The 16338-nt window shown below is 61.6% G+C and carries 12 protein-coding genes and 1 pseudogene; 6 read left to right on the top strand and 7 right to left on the bottom strand.

What is annotated here, in order from left to right; all coding sequences use genetic code 11:
• A partial coding sequence (locus BM198_RS17380) for a transposase (protein WP_139233648.1) occupies positions 1-279 on the top strand: 279 nt, incomplete at its 5' end.
• Between the two features lie 26 nt (positions 280-305).
• Here BM198_RS17380 and BM198_RS17375 read toward each other — a convergent pair.
• From BM198_RS17375 to BM198_RS17365, 3 genes are read right to left on the bottom strand one after another with little or no spacing between them, the layout of a single operon-like run.
• Entirely contained in the window at positions 306-3455 is a 3150-nt protein-coding gene (locus BM198_RS17375) for an efflux RND transporter permease subunit (RefSeq protein ID WP_074971519.1), read from the bottom strand.
• Positions 3452-4912 carry an efflux RND transporter periplasmic adaptor subunit gene (locus BM198_RS17370; RefSeq protein WP_074971518.1) on the bottom strand — a complete coding sequence of 487 codons (1461 nt, stop codon included), beginning with the start codon at positions 4910-4912 and terminating at the stop codon, positions 3452-3454. Before BM198_RS17370 ends, BM198_RS17375 begins: the two co-directional genes overlap by 4 nt.
• Positions 4909-6171, bottom strand: a complete 1263-nt coding sequence (locus tag BM198_RS17365) for a TolC family protein (protein ID WP_074971517.1) — start codon at positions 6169-6171, stop codon at positions 4909-4911. Before BM198_RS17365 ends, BM198_RS17370 begins: the two co-directional genes overlap by 4 nt.
• A 594-nt stretch (positions 6172-6765) precedes the next feature.
• Here BM198_RS17365 and BM198_RS17355 point away from each other — a divergent pair.
• The 3 genes from BM198_RS17355 to BM198_RS17345 all read left to right on the top strand — a co-directional run bounded on the left by BM198_RS17355 (position 6766) and on the right by BM198_RS17345 (position 8892).
• Complete coding sequence (locus tag BM198_RS17355) at positions 6766-7494, top strand: AraC family transcriptional regulator (protein ID WP_074971515.1); 729 nt, start codon at positions 6766-6768, stop codon at positions 7492-7494.
• 69 nt (positions 7495-7563) lie between these two features.
• Positions 7564-8463 carry a sterol desaturase family protein gene (locus BM198_RS17350; RefSeq protein ID WP_244165709.1) on the top strand — a complete coding sequence of 300 codons (900 nt, stop codon included), beginning with the start codon at positions 7564-7566 and terminating at the stop codon, positions 8461-8463.
• Between the two features lie 99 nt (positions 8464-8562).
• The gene (locus BM198_RS17345; protein WP_074971514.1) at positions 8563-8892 is read left to right on the top strand and encodes a DUF3302 domain-containing protein; all 330 of its coding nucleotides are present in this window, start codon (positions 8563-8565) and stop codon (positions 8890-8892) included.
• Between the two features lie 496 nt (positions 8893-9388).
• Here BM198_RS17345 and BM198_RS30490 read toward each other — a convergent pair whose 3' ends face one another.
• The 4 genes and pseudogenes from BM198_RS30490 to BM198_RS17325 form a co-directional block, all read right to left on the bottom strand.
• A complete protein-coding gene (locus tag BM198_RS30490) occupies positions 9389-9553 on the bottom strand; it encodes a hypothetical protein (RefSeq protein WP_244165708.1) in 165 nt (54 codons plus the stop codon).
• An 89-nt stretch (positions 9554-9642) separates the two neighbouring features.
• Positions 9643-10005, bottom strand: a complete 363-nt coding sequence (gene tnpC, locus BM198_RS17335; RefSeq protein WP_083422408.1) for a Tn3 family transposase post-transcriptional regulator TnpC — start codon at positions 10003-10005, stop codon at positions 9643-9645.
• The gene (locus BM198_RS17330; RefSeq protein ID WP_074971512.1) at positions 10005-13022 is read right to left on the bottom strand and encodes a Tn3-like element ISPa42 family transposase; all 3018 of its coding nucleotides are present in this window, start codon (positions 13020-13022) and stop codon (positions 10005-10007) included. The genes tnpC and BM198_RS17330 overlap by 1 nt, the downstream gene beginning before the upstream one ends.
• 144 nt (positions 13023-13166) lie before the next feature.
• Positions 13167-13364, bottom strand: a pseudogene (locus tag BM198_RS17325) (AraC family transcriptional regulator); the annotation flags it as partial.
• Positions 13365-13640: 276 nt separating this feature from the next.
• Here BM198_RS17325 and BM198_RS17320 point away from each other — a divergent pair.
• Positions 13641-15263, top strand: coding sequence for an APC family permease (locus BM198_RS17320; RefSeq protein ID WP_074971511.1), 1623 nt, complete (start codon positions 13641-13643; stop codon positions 15261-15263).
• A gap of 39 nt (positions 15264-15302) precedes the next feature.
• Positions 15303-16334: an Ldh family oxidoreductase gene (locus BM198_RS17315; protein WP_074971510.1), complete on the top strand. Its 1032-nt coding sequence runs from the start codon at positions 15303-15305 to the stop codon at positions 16332-16334.
• The last annotated feature ends 4 nt before the right edge of the window (positions 16335-16338 follow it).

The following is a 16338-nucleotide window of genomic DNA, read 5'->3' as shown; positions in this document are numbered from 1 at the left end:
TACGATGCCGAGCATCTGCGCCAGTACTGCGACCGCTACCGCATGCAGCCGGTGATTCCACAGCGCACCATGAAGCGCAAACCCAAGCCAGGACTACCCCGACTGTTTGATCGTCCGAAATACCGGCAGCGGAATATCATTGAGCGGATGTTTGGCTGGCTAAAAGAGAACCGGAGAATTGGCACCCGTTACGACAAGCTCGCCAGGAGTTTTGCCGCAATGGTCACGCTGGCTTGCACGCTGCGATGCCTGCGGCAGTACTTTTCGTACAGAACCTAGTGCATGGGTTGCCCGGGTTTGTGCAGCTATAGCTCCTGCGGTGCGCGAACTCTCTGTGTACGCTGCCTTCGCATCAGCCAGTAGGCTGCCGGCAAAACCAGCATGGACATCAGCGGCGCGGTAATCATGCCGCCGACCATGGGCGCGGCGATGCGCTTCATCACTTCGGAGCCGGCACCGCCGCCCCAGAGGATTGGTAGCAGGCCGGCGATGATCACGGCTACTGTCATCACCTTAGGCCGCACGCGCAGCACTGCGCCTTCACGAATTGCCTCCAGTAGGGCCGGATCACCGATGCGACCGGCATCCATACGCGCATGCCAGGCATTCTTCAGGTACAGCAGCATGATCACCCCGAACTCGGCCGAGACCCCGGCCAGGGCAATGAAGCCCACACCGGTGGCCACCGACAGGTTGAAGCCGAACCAGTAGAGCAGCCAGATGCCGCCCGACAGGGCGAAGGGCAGGGTGGCCATGATCAACAGGGCCTCGTCGAAGCGGCTGAAGGTCAGGTAGAGCAGCACGAAGATGATCAGCAGGGTCGCCGGCACCACCCAGGTCAGCCGCGCATTGGCGCGTTCGAGGAACTCGAACTGGCCGGAGTAGGAGACGGTCATGCCGGCGTCCAACCGCACACGCTCGGCGACGCGCTGTTGCAACTCGCGCACGGTGGAAGCCAGGTCGCGCCCGCGGACATCGACATAGACCCAGCCGGACAGTCGCCCATTCTCGCTGCGCAGCATCGGCGGCCCTTCGCTCAGGCGAATCTCGGCTACCGTGCCGAGGGTGATCTGCTGACCGCTGGCGGTGAGCACCGGCAGTCGCCGCAGCGCCTCCGGGCTATCGCGCCACTCCCTGGGATAGCGCAGGCTGATGGGGAAGCGGGCCAGCCCCTCGACGGTCTCGCCAATGTTGCTGCCGCCGATGGCGCCGGCCACCACCGACTGCACATCGGCGATGTTCAGGCCATAGCGCGCTGCGGCCAGACGATCGATCTGGATGTCGACATAGCGGCCGCCGGTGAGGCGTTCGGCCAGCGCTGAGCTGACCCCTGGCACCGCCTTGGCCACGGCCTCGATATCGCGGGTGATGCGCTCGATGTCGCCCAGCGAGGTGCCGGAAACCTTGACCCCGATCGGGCTCTTGATCCCGGTGGCCAGCATGTCGATGCGGTTGCGGATCGGTGGTACCCAGATATTGGAGAGCCCGGGAACCTTCACCGCGCGGTCTAGTTCCTCGATCAGCTTCTCCGGCGTCATCCCGTCGCGCCACTGCTCGCGCGGCTTGAACTGCACCGTGGTCTCGAACATCTCCAGCGGCGCCGGGTCGGTGGCAGTCTCCGCCCGCCCGGCCTTGCCGAATACCCGCGCCACTTCCGGCACCGTGAGGATCATGCGGTTGGTCTGCTGCAGCAGCTGGCTGGCCTTGCTGGCCGGCAAGCCGGGTAGGGCAGAAGGCATGTACAGCAGGTCGCCCTCGTCCATGGGCGGCAGGAACTCCCCGCCGAGTTGGCTTAGCGGCCAGAGGCTGGAGAGGAACACCACAACGGCCATGGCCAGCGTGGCCTTGGGCCAGGCCAGCACCCACTCCAGCACCGGCCGGTAGGCCTCGATCAGCCAGCGATTCAACGGGTTCTGCTGTTCGTTGGGGATATGCCCGCGAATCCAATAGCCCATCAGCACCGGCACCAGGGTGACTGAGAGCCCGGCGGCGGCGGCCATGGCATAGGTCTTGGTGAAGGCCAATGGGCCAAACAGCCTGCCCTCCTGGGCCTCCAGGGTGAACACGGGAAGGAACGACAAGGTGATGATCAGCAGGCTGAAGAACAACGCCGGCCCAACCTCGGCCGAGGCTTCGCCGATCACCCGCCAGTGCGCTTCACCCCGGAGCTGCTCACCGGGGTGCCGGGCCTTCCAGGCCTCAATGTGCTTGTGCGCGTTCTCGATCATCACCACGGCGGCATCGACCATGGCGCCGATGGCGATGGCGATGCCACCGAGCGACATGATGTTGGCATTGATGCCCTGGTAGCGCATGACGATGAAGGCCATGAGGATGCCCAAGGGTAGGGTGATGATCGCTACCAGCGAAGAGCGCAGGTGCCAGAGGAAAATCAGGCAGACCAGGGCAACCACCGCGAACTCTTCCAGCAGCTTATAGCTGAGGTTGTCGATGGCGCGATCAATCAGCTGCGAGCGGTCATAGGTAGTCACCACCTCGACACCGGCCGGCAGGCTGCCCTTCAGGCTGTCCAGCTTGGCCTTCACCGTAGCAATGGTGTCCTGGGCATTCTTGCCGGAACGCAGGATGACCACGCCGCCGACCACTTCGCCCTGGCCATCCAACTCGGCAATGCCGCGGCGCATTTCCGGGCCCAGCTGAATGGTGGCTACCTGGCCCAGCAGCACCGGCACGCCGCTGGCCGAGGCCCGCAGCGGCACCTGGCGAAAGTCCTCCAGGCTCTGCAGGTAGCCGGAAGCCCGCACCATGTATTCCCGTTCGGCCAGTTCCAGAATGGCACCACCGGTCTCCTGATTGGCGCTTTTCAGTGCGGCCTCGACCTCCTGCTGAGTCACGCCATAGGCCACCAGCTTCTGCGGGTCGAGCAGCACCTGGTACTGCTTGACCATGCCGCCGAGGGTGGCCACCTCGGCCACGTTGGGCAGGCTCTTGAGCTCGTACTTGAGGAACCAGTCCTGCAGCGCTCGCAGCTGGCCCAGGTCATGCCGGCCGCTGCGGTCGACCAAGGCGTACTGGTAGATCCAGCCTACACCGGTGGCATCCGGGCCGAGGGTGGTGGTGACGCCCTCGGGCAGGCGCTCCTGGGCCTGGTTGAGGTACTCCAGTACCCGCGAGCGGGCCCAGTAGAGGTCGGTGTCGTCTTCGAACAGCACATAGACGAAGGAGTCGCCAAAGAACGAGTAGCCGCGCACCGTCTTCGCCCCCGGCACCGAGAGCATGGTGGTGGCCAGCGGATAGGTCACTTGGTTCTCGACGATCTGCGGCGCCTGCCCGGGAAAGCTGGTTCTGATTATGACCTGGGTGTCAGATAGGTCCGGCAGTGCATCCAGCGGGGTGCTGCGCACCGACCAGATGCCCAGGGCGCTGATGAACAGGGTGGCCAGCAGCACTAGGAAGCGATTGCCGATCGACCAGTGGATCAGGCGCGCGATCATGGCTGCTCCCCCTGCTTGTCGAGCCGCTCGATCAGCAGCCCGCTATCCGTCAGCCGTGCGCCGATGCGCACGTGGTCGCCCGGCTTGAGACCGGCGGCCACCGAAGGACCGGCCAGGGGAAAGGGCATGGTCATGCCGGGCATGTTCAGGCTCTCGAAGGGACCATGCTCCAGGGTGATCCGTTGGCTATCCAGCGCCCGGATCACGCCATGGGACTCGTGCAGCCCCGGGGCGAGCGGCTGCTCCGCCTTGCCGGCCATGACGCCCTGCAGGCTGGCCTCGGAGTCGATCAGGAACTGGCCGGAGGTGACCACCGACTGGCCTTCCGCGAGACCGGACAGCACCTCCAGGCGGCCATCGGCCTCGCGGCCCAGGGTGATTTCCTGGGGACGGTAGCGTCCGTCGTCTTCGGCCAGCATCACCAGCGCCCGCTTGCCGGTGCGGATCACCGCCTCGCTGGGCACCAGCAGCGCGGGCTGCTCGGCTTCGCTGTTCAGGCGCACGGCGGCGAACATGCCGGGGCGCAGTTTGCCTGTCGGGTTGGGCAGCTCACTGCGTACGGTGACGGTGCGGGTCTGTGGGTCTGCACTCGGCAAAAGGGCGATGACGCGGCCTTGCAGCGGTTGCCCGGGAAAGGCCGTCAGGCTGGCGTTGATCTCGCTTCCGACCTGAACCGTTCCGGCCATGGCCTCGGGTATCGCCGCATCGAGCCAGACCGTGGACAGGCCGTTGATCCGCGCCAGATCCTGGCCGGCTGTAACGGTCATCCCGGCACGCACCTCCAATGCCTGCAGCTCACCACTGATGGGCGTGGTGAGGGTCTGCAGCGCCCGAGGCTTGCCGCTGCGGCGCACCTGTTCGATCAGCGCGTGCGGCATGCCGAGCAGGCGCAAGCGCCCCTGGGCCGCGTCGATCAGACGGGCGTCGGCTGTCGCCAGCACGGCGAGAAACTCCAGTTGCGCGGCGGACCACTCGGGTATCAGCAGGTCGACCAGGGGGGTACCTGCAGGCAGCACATCGCCCGGGGCGCGTCCATAGACCCGCTCGACAAAGCCGCCGGCACGGGCCTGCAGGTTTGCCACCTCACGCTGGTTGTAGGCCAGGGAACCGACGGCCTCGATGCCCGAGGGCAGTACACCGCGGATCACTGTTGAGGTTCGCATTCCGAGGTTTTGCACGGCTTGAGCGGAGACGCTCAGAACAGACGAATCCTTCTCAGATCCCGCGTATTTGGGGAGAAGGTCCATATCCATGAAAGGTGACTTGCCCGGTTTGTCGAAGCGTTGCTCCGGTTGCATCGGGTCGTACCAATAGAGCACTTGGCGCTCATCTGTCGGTACGCTGCTTGGTATGGCGTCATGTTTGGCCTGCCTCTGGGCCAGCCAGTAGCCACCGCCTGCCGCGCTAATCCCCACAGCCAGCAAGGCGACTGCAAATCCAAAAGACGATATCTTCATTTCAGTCCCTCCACATAGGCGTAATACAGGCTTGCGGAGAGCTGGTTCAGCTTGCGCTGCTGTTCGATCTGCCGCAGCTGCGCCTCGATCAGATCGCGCTGGGCGGTGATGACGGATGTCAGTTGGCTGTTGCCGGCCTGGTAGGCGGCCAGTTCGAGATCGGCGCGTTTGCTTAAGAGCGGGATCAGGGTGTTTTCGGTGCGCGCCAGAGTCCTGCGCAATTGCTCAAGCTCGGCAAGGCCGCCTTCCAGTTCAGCCTGATGGGCGCGCAGTAGCGCCTCCTGCTCGGCTTCCATCTGCGACACGCTTTGTTGTCTGGCCTTGATCTTGGGCCCCTGACGTGTACCTACGAACAACGGCAGGTCAAAGGTGAATTGCACCATCACCATATCGCCGAACTGGTTGTCGCGATTGTTGTAGGCAAATTCGACTCCCCAGTCGGGGGTCTTCTCGGCGATGGCCTCGTTCAGCTCGGCGCTAGCCTCGCCGACCCGGGCTGAGGCAGCTCGCAGTTCGGGGTGCGAGGCCATGCGTTGTTGCAGGTGGGGTACCGTTAGCCTCAGCTCGGGTACATCGCCTTGCAAAGGCTGCTCGGCCTCGTTGCCGATCCAGCGGCGCAGCTTGGCGCGAGCAACTGCGACATCCCGATTCAGCTCATCTCGCCGATCTTGTAACGCCAAAGCTTCCTGGTCGGCCTGTAACAGCTCGCCAGGCTGGGCACCACCACCGGCAATCAGCGATTGCGCGGTCGAGCGGAGCATCTCGATCTGACGATCCAGCTGATTGAAGAGGCCAACGCTGCGCTCTGAGTAGTAAACGTCCAGCCAGCTCAATGCCGTCAGGCGCTTGATTTCCAACTGCATGGCACGTTGCTCAGCTTCGGCTCGTGTCATGGAGGCTTCGGCCAGTTGGCGACGGGCCAGACGCTTGTCGCCGTTGGGTACCTCCTGCATAAGTCCAATGCGGCGCATGGTCATGGAGTCACGATTAAGTGTGTAACGGTCCGGGCCTTCGATCGGCAGGTTGTCGATGCCTAGAATCAGCTTGGGATCGGGCAGGGCGTCTGCGGGCCCTATGGCCTGCTGTGCCGAGGCAACCTGGGCTTGCCGTGCAAGGTTCTCAGGTGCGCGCTGTTCGGCGAGTGCCTGCGCTCGTTCGAAGGTCAGGGGCTGCGCCTGCGCGGCAACCCAGGGAACTGCCCAGAATGCGGCAGCTAACACACCGAGATAGCCACGGCGCGGGAAAAGGAAAGCGGACATGCTTTCGCCTCCAATGCGATTGATCGGGGTCGCTACCATGAAGCCTTGGCCGCGACGATGCGCCTGGTTTGAGGCGCGGGATGATCACTGCATTAGACGAAACGAGGAGGGCGCCAGAGTCCTGTGGGCTCTCGCTTGATCACCGACTGGGTCAGCAATATTTCGGGGCGCGAGGGAAGAGGGGATATGCTCTTGATCACGGTGGTCTGGAGAAGACCTCCAGTCTTGCATTCCTGACCAGATTTGCAGGGTGACTTACTGGCCAGTCCATCAGACTTGTCCATCTGCTCGCAGCACGGAACATCAGCCGTTGCATGGCCCTGATGATCGGTGCTCTGCATCGGGCAAGGTTGTGCCGGCATGCTGAAAGCCACACCGCCAAAGGTCGGCAGCAAGAGACTAGCAATCATTAGCAGGATCAATCCAATCCGACGCACAGCAATTCACCAGGCGGGGCAACAGGCCGACGATAGCAGATTGCTCCGAGGCATGAACGCTCCCTTTGGCGATAACAGCACTTCGTTGACTTGGATCAAATAGGGTGTCAATTAGCAGGCCGAAGGGTAGGGTGCAGAAAACAAGAGGGACTATCAGGTGATTGCATCACAGACCGTCGGTTGGCACGGCAAAGCCTGGATATCTCCAGGCTTTGGAGTGTTTTCCGGACAGGTAGGCAATCATGATTGGCACCGGCACATGGCCCACCAGATCACCATTGGCATCAATCACGACTTGAGGGTGACTACACCTGATGGCAGCGTCACGGCCCGAGCCATTTGCATCCAAGCGGGCGTAATTCATCAAATCGAAGCAGTAGAGGTTGTTTCGATTTACCTTGACGCGCTTTCTGAGGAGGCGGAGGCGTTCAATGCCCCCACGAGCATCTTGCCTATCGAAGTGCACAACATCTTGGCTTTGCAGAGACTGCTGGCAACTCCCAGTATCACCGCCCAGCAAATGCGAGGTGCGGTTCGCCAGTTTCTTAATCTCCCCCATGTTCCGATCATCGATCCACGCTTGCGGCTTGTACTTGAAGCCTTAAGCAAACCCGCCAATGGCAGACAGGAACTGGCCGATCTGATGCACCTGTCACCGACTCGCTTTTCTCATTGGTTTGTTGAACAGACCGGGTTGCCATTGCGCAGTTACCGAAAATGGCTTCGTCTGGTTACAGCACTCCAACTCATTACAGCAGGCCAAAGTCTGACCATGGCCGGCCATGCGGCAGGGTTCTCGGATTCCGCGCACTTTTCTCGAACCTTTCGCAGCCTGTTTGGCCTCGATCCATCTTCAGCGCTGAGCCAGATCAGTCTCAGCAGCTGAAATCAGCTTTTTCGTTCAAGCCAGCGCCGTAGGAGCCTCTTATCGTAAGGTACTCAAGAGGAGGGCCGCATGATGACCAATTGCTTCAGGTTCATGGTTCGCTGGTTCAGCTATCCGGTCATTTTTGGTGGTACGGCTGGCTGGATGATCTGGCTGCTGTACAAGGGCTTGCCATATTGGCCCAGCACAGCCCTCATCGCGGCATCTGGAATTATTCTGGTCGCTATATTGGAGCGCCTACAACCATTCCGTAAGAGCTGGCTTGCCGACCACCAAGATACACTGACCGATATGCTTCACATGGTGGTGAATCTGTCCGTCATCCAGTTCACCGCCACGTTTCTGGCTCGGCTGGGTGATTTGATGCCTGATGCCGCGCGTACCTTCCCAACGGATTTGCCGCTGTGGGCACAATTGCTCATCGTAGCCATGGTTTTGGATATCAGTCTCTATGCCATGCACCGATTCAGCCATTACACACCATGGCTATGGCGCCTGCATGAACCACACCACAGTGCAGAGCGCCTCTACTGGATGAATGGCGAACGCCGGCATCCACTGCATGCGGCTATCATGGCGGGCCCTGGACTCTTGGTGCTCTTTGCGATGGGAACACCTTCTGCTCTTGTCGCAACCTGGTTCGGCATCCTCACAGTGCATCTCGCATTTCAGCATTCCAACCTGGACTACTCGCTAGGCTGGATGCGTAATGTGATTGGCGTCGCTGAGACACACCGCTGGCACCACAAGCGGGAGTTCGAAGATGCTCAGGTTAACTTCGGCGAGTTCCTGCTTCTGTGGGACCACCTGTTTAGGACCTTCTACGATGGGACAGACAAGCTCGGCGATGCTCAAGTAGGGCTGCAAGAACGTGACTATCCAACGCGATATGGGGCTCAACTGGTAGCTCCGTTTAAGCGGATGTCTCAAACTCGCAGGATTCGCAACACTCCTTCGGCACGAAGCTAGCTAGAGTCCGGTAAACCAGAAGCGGGTAGGGCTATGGGGCAGGCCATAGCCCTCTGCACTACACTGCCAGCGTTTAGTTCTCCAAGAACGGTAGAAACTATGCTCGATTACTTTGCACTGGGTTTATTGATTTTTGTTGGGTTGGTGTTGTTTTACGGGATGATTGTCATCCATGACATCCCTTGCGAAATTGCCCGGCAGCGCAACCACCCCCATCAGGATTCGATCCATGCAGCCGGCTGGGTCAGTATGTTCACATTGCATGCGATCTGGCCGTTCCTGTGGATATGGGCAACCCTTTACCGGGAAGATCGCGGATGGGGCTTCGGCGATAGCAGCCCGCAAAGCCGTGTCGTTCGCCTAGAGCAACAGGTAGCTGAACTACAGCAGCGTGTCGAACGGCTGGAGGGTATGCAGGGGCGGCACTAGATTCGGGGGAAATCGATTCCTGCGAGAGAATCTGAACGATGGACTTTTGCTCGTGATCACCGTCTTAGGATATCAGCCTTCAGGCACCGCGGGGCGTGCGGACAAAAGTGATCGGGGCAGGTCATTAGGGTCCGTCTAACGCATGCAGCTTAACTCTAAAGTATATCGTGAAAGAGCGATTTTATAATCGCTCTATAATCGGCTATAAAGCCCAATCTAGAACACCTCCATCGCCTCAGCCTTGGCCCGGGAGAGGCAGGGAGAGAGCTCACGTCAGAAAGTCAGATATTTTCACTAAGCCGTTATTATTGATGGAAGAGACTAGGATCGATGTCCCACATTGACTTCCAAGAAGCAGATGGAGTCCCACATTGCCTTCCAAAGCGCCAACGAAGTCCCAAGTTGCCTTCCAATGCGATCAAGAAACAGGTCAAATTCGGCCAAAAGTCCCAGATTGCCTCCCGCGAAAGCAAATCTGGACTACTCGTTGGGCTGGCTACGGCGCGTCATCGGCGTTGCAGAAACACACCGTTGGCATCACAAACGCGACTTCGAGGATGCGCAGGTCAATTTCGGTGAGTTCTTGCTGGTGTGGGATCAGCTGCTTGGAACCTACTATGACAGCGTAAGCAAGCCCGGCAGCGCCGAAGTAGGACTGCATGACCGGAACTATCCGACAGGCTATGTGGGTCAGCTTGTTGAGCCGTTCAGAAGCCAGTAGCTTGCACGGTGTCGCTGGCGACTGGTTGGTTAATGAGGATCGGCCGGCATGAGTTCAATCAAAGGCCTCAGTTGAGCTCTGACGCTGGCCAGCCAATTGCCCAGTTCCACCAGATCCTCATCAAGCGACTCGGCTTCCTCCCAGATACTGCCGCCTTCCGTCACAGACACCGATAGTGCCGCACCATCGAGCACCGTTTTCGCCATGGCATGTACCCGCAGGAGGCCATCCCTGAGGCCGCCGATGTTGTTCATTTCCTTCAGCAGCAGATCCAGCCCATCGACTAGACGCAGCAACTGGATGGTGTCGTAGTCGTCATGCAAACGCTCCAGCGCCTCGGCATCTACCTCGCCGTAGGGCGTGACGCGAAATGACGCAGGAGGAATGTTCATCAGGTCATCTCCTCGGTTTCCGCAGTACCGAGCTTGCCAGTGCGGATGGACCCGGCTGCCTGCTGGAACACCGAGTCTTTGATCCAGGGCTCCGGCGGCCGGTTGAGCTTGAGGTTGAACTCGCCGAAACGCTTGACGTTGCTGGTCAGGTAGGGGCTGAGGAAGGACACATCCTCATCGGTGAACTGCCAGCCCTCGCGGGCCAATTTCTGCAGGATCCGCATCATGTCCACAGTGTTCTGCAGGATCACCGACGAGGCCACCATGTCGTTGTAGCGCAGTCGCTTCTGTTGCTCGTCCGGATCGTTCTCGGCGATCACGTCGCCGCCGAAGGACAACCACTTGGAGAATCCGTTGTAGGACTCGATCTTGTTGGTGTTCGCGGTAACCTCCTGGCGCAACTCGCGACTGCCGATCCAGTTGAGCAGGAAGATCGTACGGATCACGCTGCCCAGTGCCTGTGCCGCGTGGTAGAGCTTGTTACGCCGGCTGTAGGAACCGAGTTTTCGCAGCAACATAGGCGAGGAGATTTTGCCCGCCTGGATCGATAGCGCGACCTGCATCAAATCCTGCCAATGGGTTTCAATCAGGTGCCAGTCGGCGGTGTCGGTGAACAGGCGGTTGATATGCTTATACGCAGCGCCGCGATCCGGCCGGCACATCACCAGGTCGCGCCAATTGCGGATGCGTGGCATCAGGTTGATGCCCAGCAGATGGGTGAAGGCGAACACCGTGGCCGACTGGCCCTGGGTATCGGAATACACCGTATCAGCTTCGACGCTGAGATCGGCCTTGAGCAGCCCCTCGATTACATAAATTGCCTCCCAGATGCCCGGGGGGATGAAGTGTTGGAATACAGCGATGTAGTTGTTGGCCACGTGCCGATAGGCCACGGCTCCCATCTTGCGGTAGCGGAAGTGGTAGCCGGCCAGCAGGTTGGCGTCATAGAAGTCGAACTGGGTGCCGTCCGCAGCCACCGCCTTGCCATCGCCCCAGAGCTTGGGCAGATCGAGCTGTAGATAGAGTTCCACTAGCTCGCGGTTAGCCTTGTCCAGTTTCTCCAACGAGAGGTGACGGCGATTGGTATAGGAAAGCATGTGCGGGGTGACATTACCGGCCAGATGCCGCGCGGCCTGGCTGGGGCCGAGGTTGCAACCCATGGCGAAGATCGTCATCAGGTAGCGCTCGGCAGGTTCTTTGAGCTTTGGCTCGTTGCCGGACATCGGCCCGAAATGTCGAGTGAACTGAATCCAGTGCTCGATGTTGGCCATGATGTCGAGTACGTGCCTGGCCGGCATGCGTTGCATGAGGGCCGTCTGTAGCGAGATGGCCGATGGCGGGATGTCGCGCGCCGTCACTCGTCGCAATACCGGTTCGCCGGCTTCGTTGATCGATACGTCCCCTCGGCAAGAGGGGAATTTGTCATCCAGTTGCTGCGCGGTTTCCTCCAACTGGGTCTTGAGGGAGGTAACAAATTCCTTCGCCGTGCCAGGCAGTTCCATCTTTTCGCAGTAGGCCGGTAGTCGCTGGAGACATTCGTCCCAGGGTAGCAACTGCTTGCGATAGTCGGCGAAGGATTCCGACCCTTGTACGCACATGTCACCGGATCGCAGTTCGTTGGCCAGGTAGGAGAATACGCAAACTTCCAGATAGCGCCGGTTGGTCGGTGGCCCCTCACTGGCAGGACGACGAACGACCTTGACCCAGCGCTCCGACGCAAACGACAAGTCGACGTGCTCGTCGATCCACTCGCGGTGCAAATTCTCGCTGTCCTGTATCAGTTGAAGTGCCTGAACCAGCGACCTATCCTGAGTCGTGGGCTCCAGTTGGAGAAGGTGGCTGAGACGGAACAACAGCGAGCGATGGGACCTGAAATGCTTCCAGATCAACGGCAGGTAGTTATTACCGCCGGTAGCCTGGACTTCGGCACAGGTTTCGCGCAACCGTTCCAGGTTGCCGTCGGGGGAGAGGTATTCCCGAATCAGGCTACCTGCCTCTAGGTCATCCGGTTCCTGAACCAAAATCTGCACCACACCGTCCAGGGTGGCCGCCAGCTGCTCCAGTTTTTGACGTTGCCGTGCCTGGATTTGCTCCAGTTCTTCCTTGGCGCGTTTGTGAATCGTAGAGATTCGCCGGATGAACATCTCGGCTAGGTGATCCCGAGTCCGCACGCGCATCCGATAGATCAAGGCAAGCATCAGCGTGTAACGCTTCGGCGGCGAACAGTCCTTAAGCTCGGCGACGTCCGACGCCGCAGCTTGGGCAGCGAAGTGGCGGATTTTGGTATCGACGATTCCATCAAAAATGGCATCTAGATTCCCAAAGCTCTCGAGCCAAGCCATGTGATCTATCAGCACTTCCAAGTGTTTGCGGGATGGTTTCTTGGGTGCCTGTTTGAGGGCGTTGAAGTCGCTTTGGCGTCGCCCGAAATCCGTTTCGAGCAGTTCTTTCAGTTTGTAGACCACGTCAATTGGCGCCCTGGTCACAACGAGATTGAACAGCCGCTCCTGCATTGCAACTAAGGCATCTTCAGCAGCGTCATTGAGGGTGGAATAGGCTGGGAGTTCGTAGCTGCGCTGCAGCAACTCGCCGATCAGCACATTGATGATATCCGCCCGCTGGTCGAGTACCTCGGCAGACTCGTGCGCAAGGTGGAGAGCTATGGTGAGCGCTTCACTACCATAGAAAGCCTTGATCTGGAGGTACTCACGAATGGCCGCCTGATGCCTATAAAAAGTACGCGGGTTGGTATAGCGGGAAGTGATACGAGGGCCAAAACCGAGTGTATTCCTGATATGGCCAGTGATTTCTGGAGGTATCTCGTCTAAGGGAGGAAAGTAATGGAGCTCTTGGAATACCTTGAGCTGGACTGCCAGCCCAAGGGAAAGGGCAGGGCTACGAGCTGTTCTGGAAATCCATTCAAGCTCTCCTGGGGAAAGCGAATAGTTGCGGTGTAATTCCTTAGCACTGAGGGTAGTCGCTAGTCGTGGATATGCCGTTCTCTCCAAAGCCGCCATCGCTCAGCCCCCATGCATGCAAATAGATCAGCATAGACGCTTACGGGCATGAGGCAGGCGAGACAAACAGATCAAATGAAATTCTATTTACATCAATAGGATAGGATCCCTATGTCCTAATTTTCCTTTATCTCGGCATGCCCCCTTCAGGCCGCAGCGCTGGACCAGGGTGCGGTTGGCCAGCAGGTAACGCGCCTGGGTGTCCTTGATGAAGATCGCCGCATTGGGGATCGCATCCAGCATCGGCAACAGCAGCCGTGCGCTGGCCAGCAGCGCGTCCATGCTCTCGGGGCGTTCCAGCCCCTCGTCGGCGAACAGTCCTTCCAGCGGGTTCTGCGGCATCGTCCTGCCTCCCAGTGCGCGGCGAGCCGGCAGGTTGCCGCAGGCGGCCAGGGCCTGTCGAGCCTTGCCCGGCCATTCCGCCGACTGTGCCGATTTCGTCATGGGAACCGAGGAAATGCATCAAGCCCGCAGGCGCCCGGGCGGGCCAACCTATGGCCGTTGCAGACCTCGGGGCGCCGTCGCACCGGTTCGTCTCCGTGCCTGATTCGTCGCCAGGCCCCGGTGCTGCACAGGGATCTCTCCAGCCCATCCAATAACGCACAAGAAGGCTACGCCATGTCTGGAAAGTTCAAGAAACAGCTGTCCCTGACGGACCTCACCTTCATCGGCCTGGGGGCCATCTTCGGCTCCGGCTGGCTGTTCGCGGCCAGCCACGTCTCCGCCATCGCAGGCCCGGCGGGCATCTTCTCCTGGCTCCTCGGCGGCTTCGCGGTGCTGCTGCTGGGCATCATCTACTGCGAGCTGGGGGCGGCGCTGCCGCGTGCCGGCGGGGTGGTGCGCTACCCGGTGTTCTCCCACGGCCCGCTGCTGGGCTACCTGATGGGCTTCATCACGCTGATCGCCTTCTCCAGCCTGGTGGCCATCGAGGTGGTCGCCTCCCGCCAGTACGCGGCGGCCTGGTTCCCGGGCCTCACCGAGGCGGGCTCCAGCGACCCGACGCTGATCGGCTGGCTGGTGCAGTTCGGCCTGCTGTGCCTGTTCTTCTGGCTCAACTACCGCAGCGTGAAGACCTTCGCCCGCGCCAACAACCTGGTCAGCGTGTTCAAGTTCATCGTGCCGCTGCTGGTTATCGGCGTGCTCTTCACCTTCTTCAAGCCCGAGAACTTCCAGGTGCAGGGCTTCGCGCCGTTCGGCCTCTCGGGCATCGAGATGGCGGTGTCGGCCGGCGGCATCATCTTCGCGTACCTGGGGCTGACGCCGATCATCTCGGTGGCCAGCGAGGTGAAGAATCCGCAGCGCACCATTCCCTTCGCGCTGATCCTCTCGGTGCTGCTCTCCACCGCCATCTACGTGCTGCTGCAGGTGGCCTTCCTCGGTGCGGTGCCGACCGAGCTGCTGGCCAACGGCTGGGTCGGGATGTCCAAGGAGTTCGCTTTGCCGTACCGCGACATCGCCCTGGTGCTCGGCGTGGGCTGGCTGGCCTACCTGGTGGTGGCCGACGCGGTGGTCTCGCCCAGCGGCTGCGGCAACATCTACATGAACGCCACGCCGCGGGTGATCTACGGCTGGGCGCAGACCGGCACCTTCTTCCGCCTCTTCACCCGCATCGATGAACAGTCAGGCATCCCGCGCCCGGCGCTGTGGCTGACCTTCGGCCTGTCGGTGTTCTGGACCCTGCCGTTTCCCTCCTGGGAGGCGCTGATCAACGTGGTATCCGCCGCCCTGGTGCTGAGCTACGCGGTGGCGCCGGTGACGGTGGCGGCCCTGCGTCGCAACGCGCCGGACATGCCGCGCCCGTTCCGCGTGCGGGGCCTGGCGGTGATGGGGCCGCTGTCCTTCGTGATCGCCGCGCTGATCGTCTACTGGTCCGGCTGGGGCACCGTGTCCTGGCTGCTGAGCCTGCAGATCCTGATGTTCGTGATCTACCTGCTGTGCCGCCGCTTCGTGCCCACCGAGCACCTGGGCATCGCCCAGCAGGTGCGCTCGTCCGCCTGGCTGATCGGCTTCTACGCCGTGACCCTGCTGCTCTCCTGGCTGGGCAGCTTCGGCGGCCTGGGCGTGCTCGGCCACCCCTACGACACCCTCGCCGTGGCCGCCTGTGCCCTGGGCATCTACCACTGGGGCGCCACCACCGGCGTGCCGGCCGAGCTGATCCGCCTCAGCGGCGAGGACGAAAGCGAGGAGGGCACCGATGCGGACGTCGCGCCTTCCGCCACGGCCTTCCCCGGCCGCGCCTAGCCCATTGTCTGCAACCCGATGACCGGAAGGAGTCTGGCCATGAACGACCTCATCAATCTCAGCCTCGACCAGGTCCACGCCCTGGCACTGCGTGCGCTGACCGTCAACGGCATGGGCGAGGACCATGCCCGCGCCATCGCCGACACCATCACCCGGGGCCAGCGTGACGAATGCCACTCCCACGGCCTGTACCGGGTGCTGGTGTGCGTGCATTCGCTGCGCAGCGGCAAGGTGGACCCGCAGGCCCAGCCAAGGGTGAGCCGGCCGGCGCCGGCCATCGTCCGCGTCGACGCGCAGCGGGGCTACTCGCTGCTGGCGCTGCAGACCGGCCTGCCGCTGCTGGTGGAGCAGGCCCGCGAGCTGGGCGTCGCCGCCCTGGTGATCCGCAACTGCTTCCACTTCTCCGCGCTGTGGCCGGAGGTGGAGGCCATCGCCGCCGAAGGCCTGGTTGGGCTGGCCATGACCCCCAGCCACGCCTGGGTGGCCCCGGAAGGCGGCCGCCGAGGTGTGTTCGGCACCAACCCGCTGGCCTTCGCCTGGCCCCGCGCGGGGCGCGAGCCCTTCGTCTTTGATTTCGCCACCAGCGCCATCGCCCGGGGCGATATCGAGCTGCACGCCCGCCAGGGCAAGCCGATTCCCCTGGGCTGGGGGCTGGATGCCGAAGGGCGGCCCAGCACCGATGCGCGGGCCGTGCTGGAGGGCGCCATGCAGACCTTCGGCGGCCACAAGGGCTCGGCCCTGGCGGCGATGATCGAGCTGATGGCCGGCGCGCTGATCGGCGACCTCACCAGCGCCGAGTCTCTGGCTTTCGACGGTGGTGCCGGTGCCACGCCGCTCCATGGCGAGCTGCTGCTGGCCTTCGAGCCCGCGCGCTTTCTCGGCGGCGAGCTGGAGGCCGGCCGGCAGCGGGCCGAGGCGCTGTTCGCCGCCATCACCGACCAGGGCGCGCGGCTGCCGTCGCAACGCCGTTTCGCCGCCCGCCAGCGCAGCGAACGCGAAGGCGTCTGGGTCGGCCGGGTGCTGCTGGACGAGATCCAGCGCCTGATCGACCACCCCCATTCCCCGACCTGACGGA

The sequence above is a fragment of the Metapseudomonas otitidis genome (assembly GCF_900111835.1).
GTDB lineage: Bacteria > Pseudomonadota > Gammaproteobacteria > Pseudomonadales > Pseudomonadaceae > Metapseudomonas > Metapseudomonas otitidis.
Note: the sequence above shows the minus strand (reverse complement) of the source record. Positions and strands in the feature narration are given on the sequence as shown.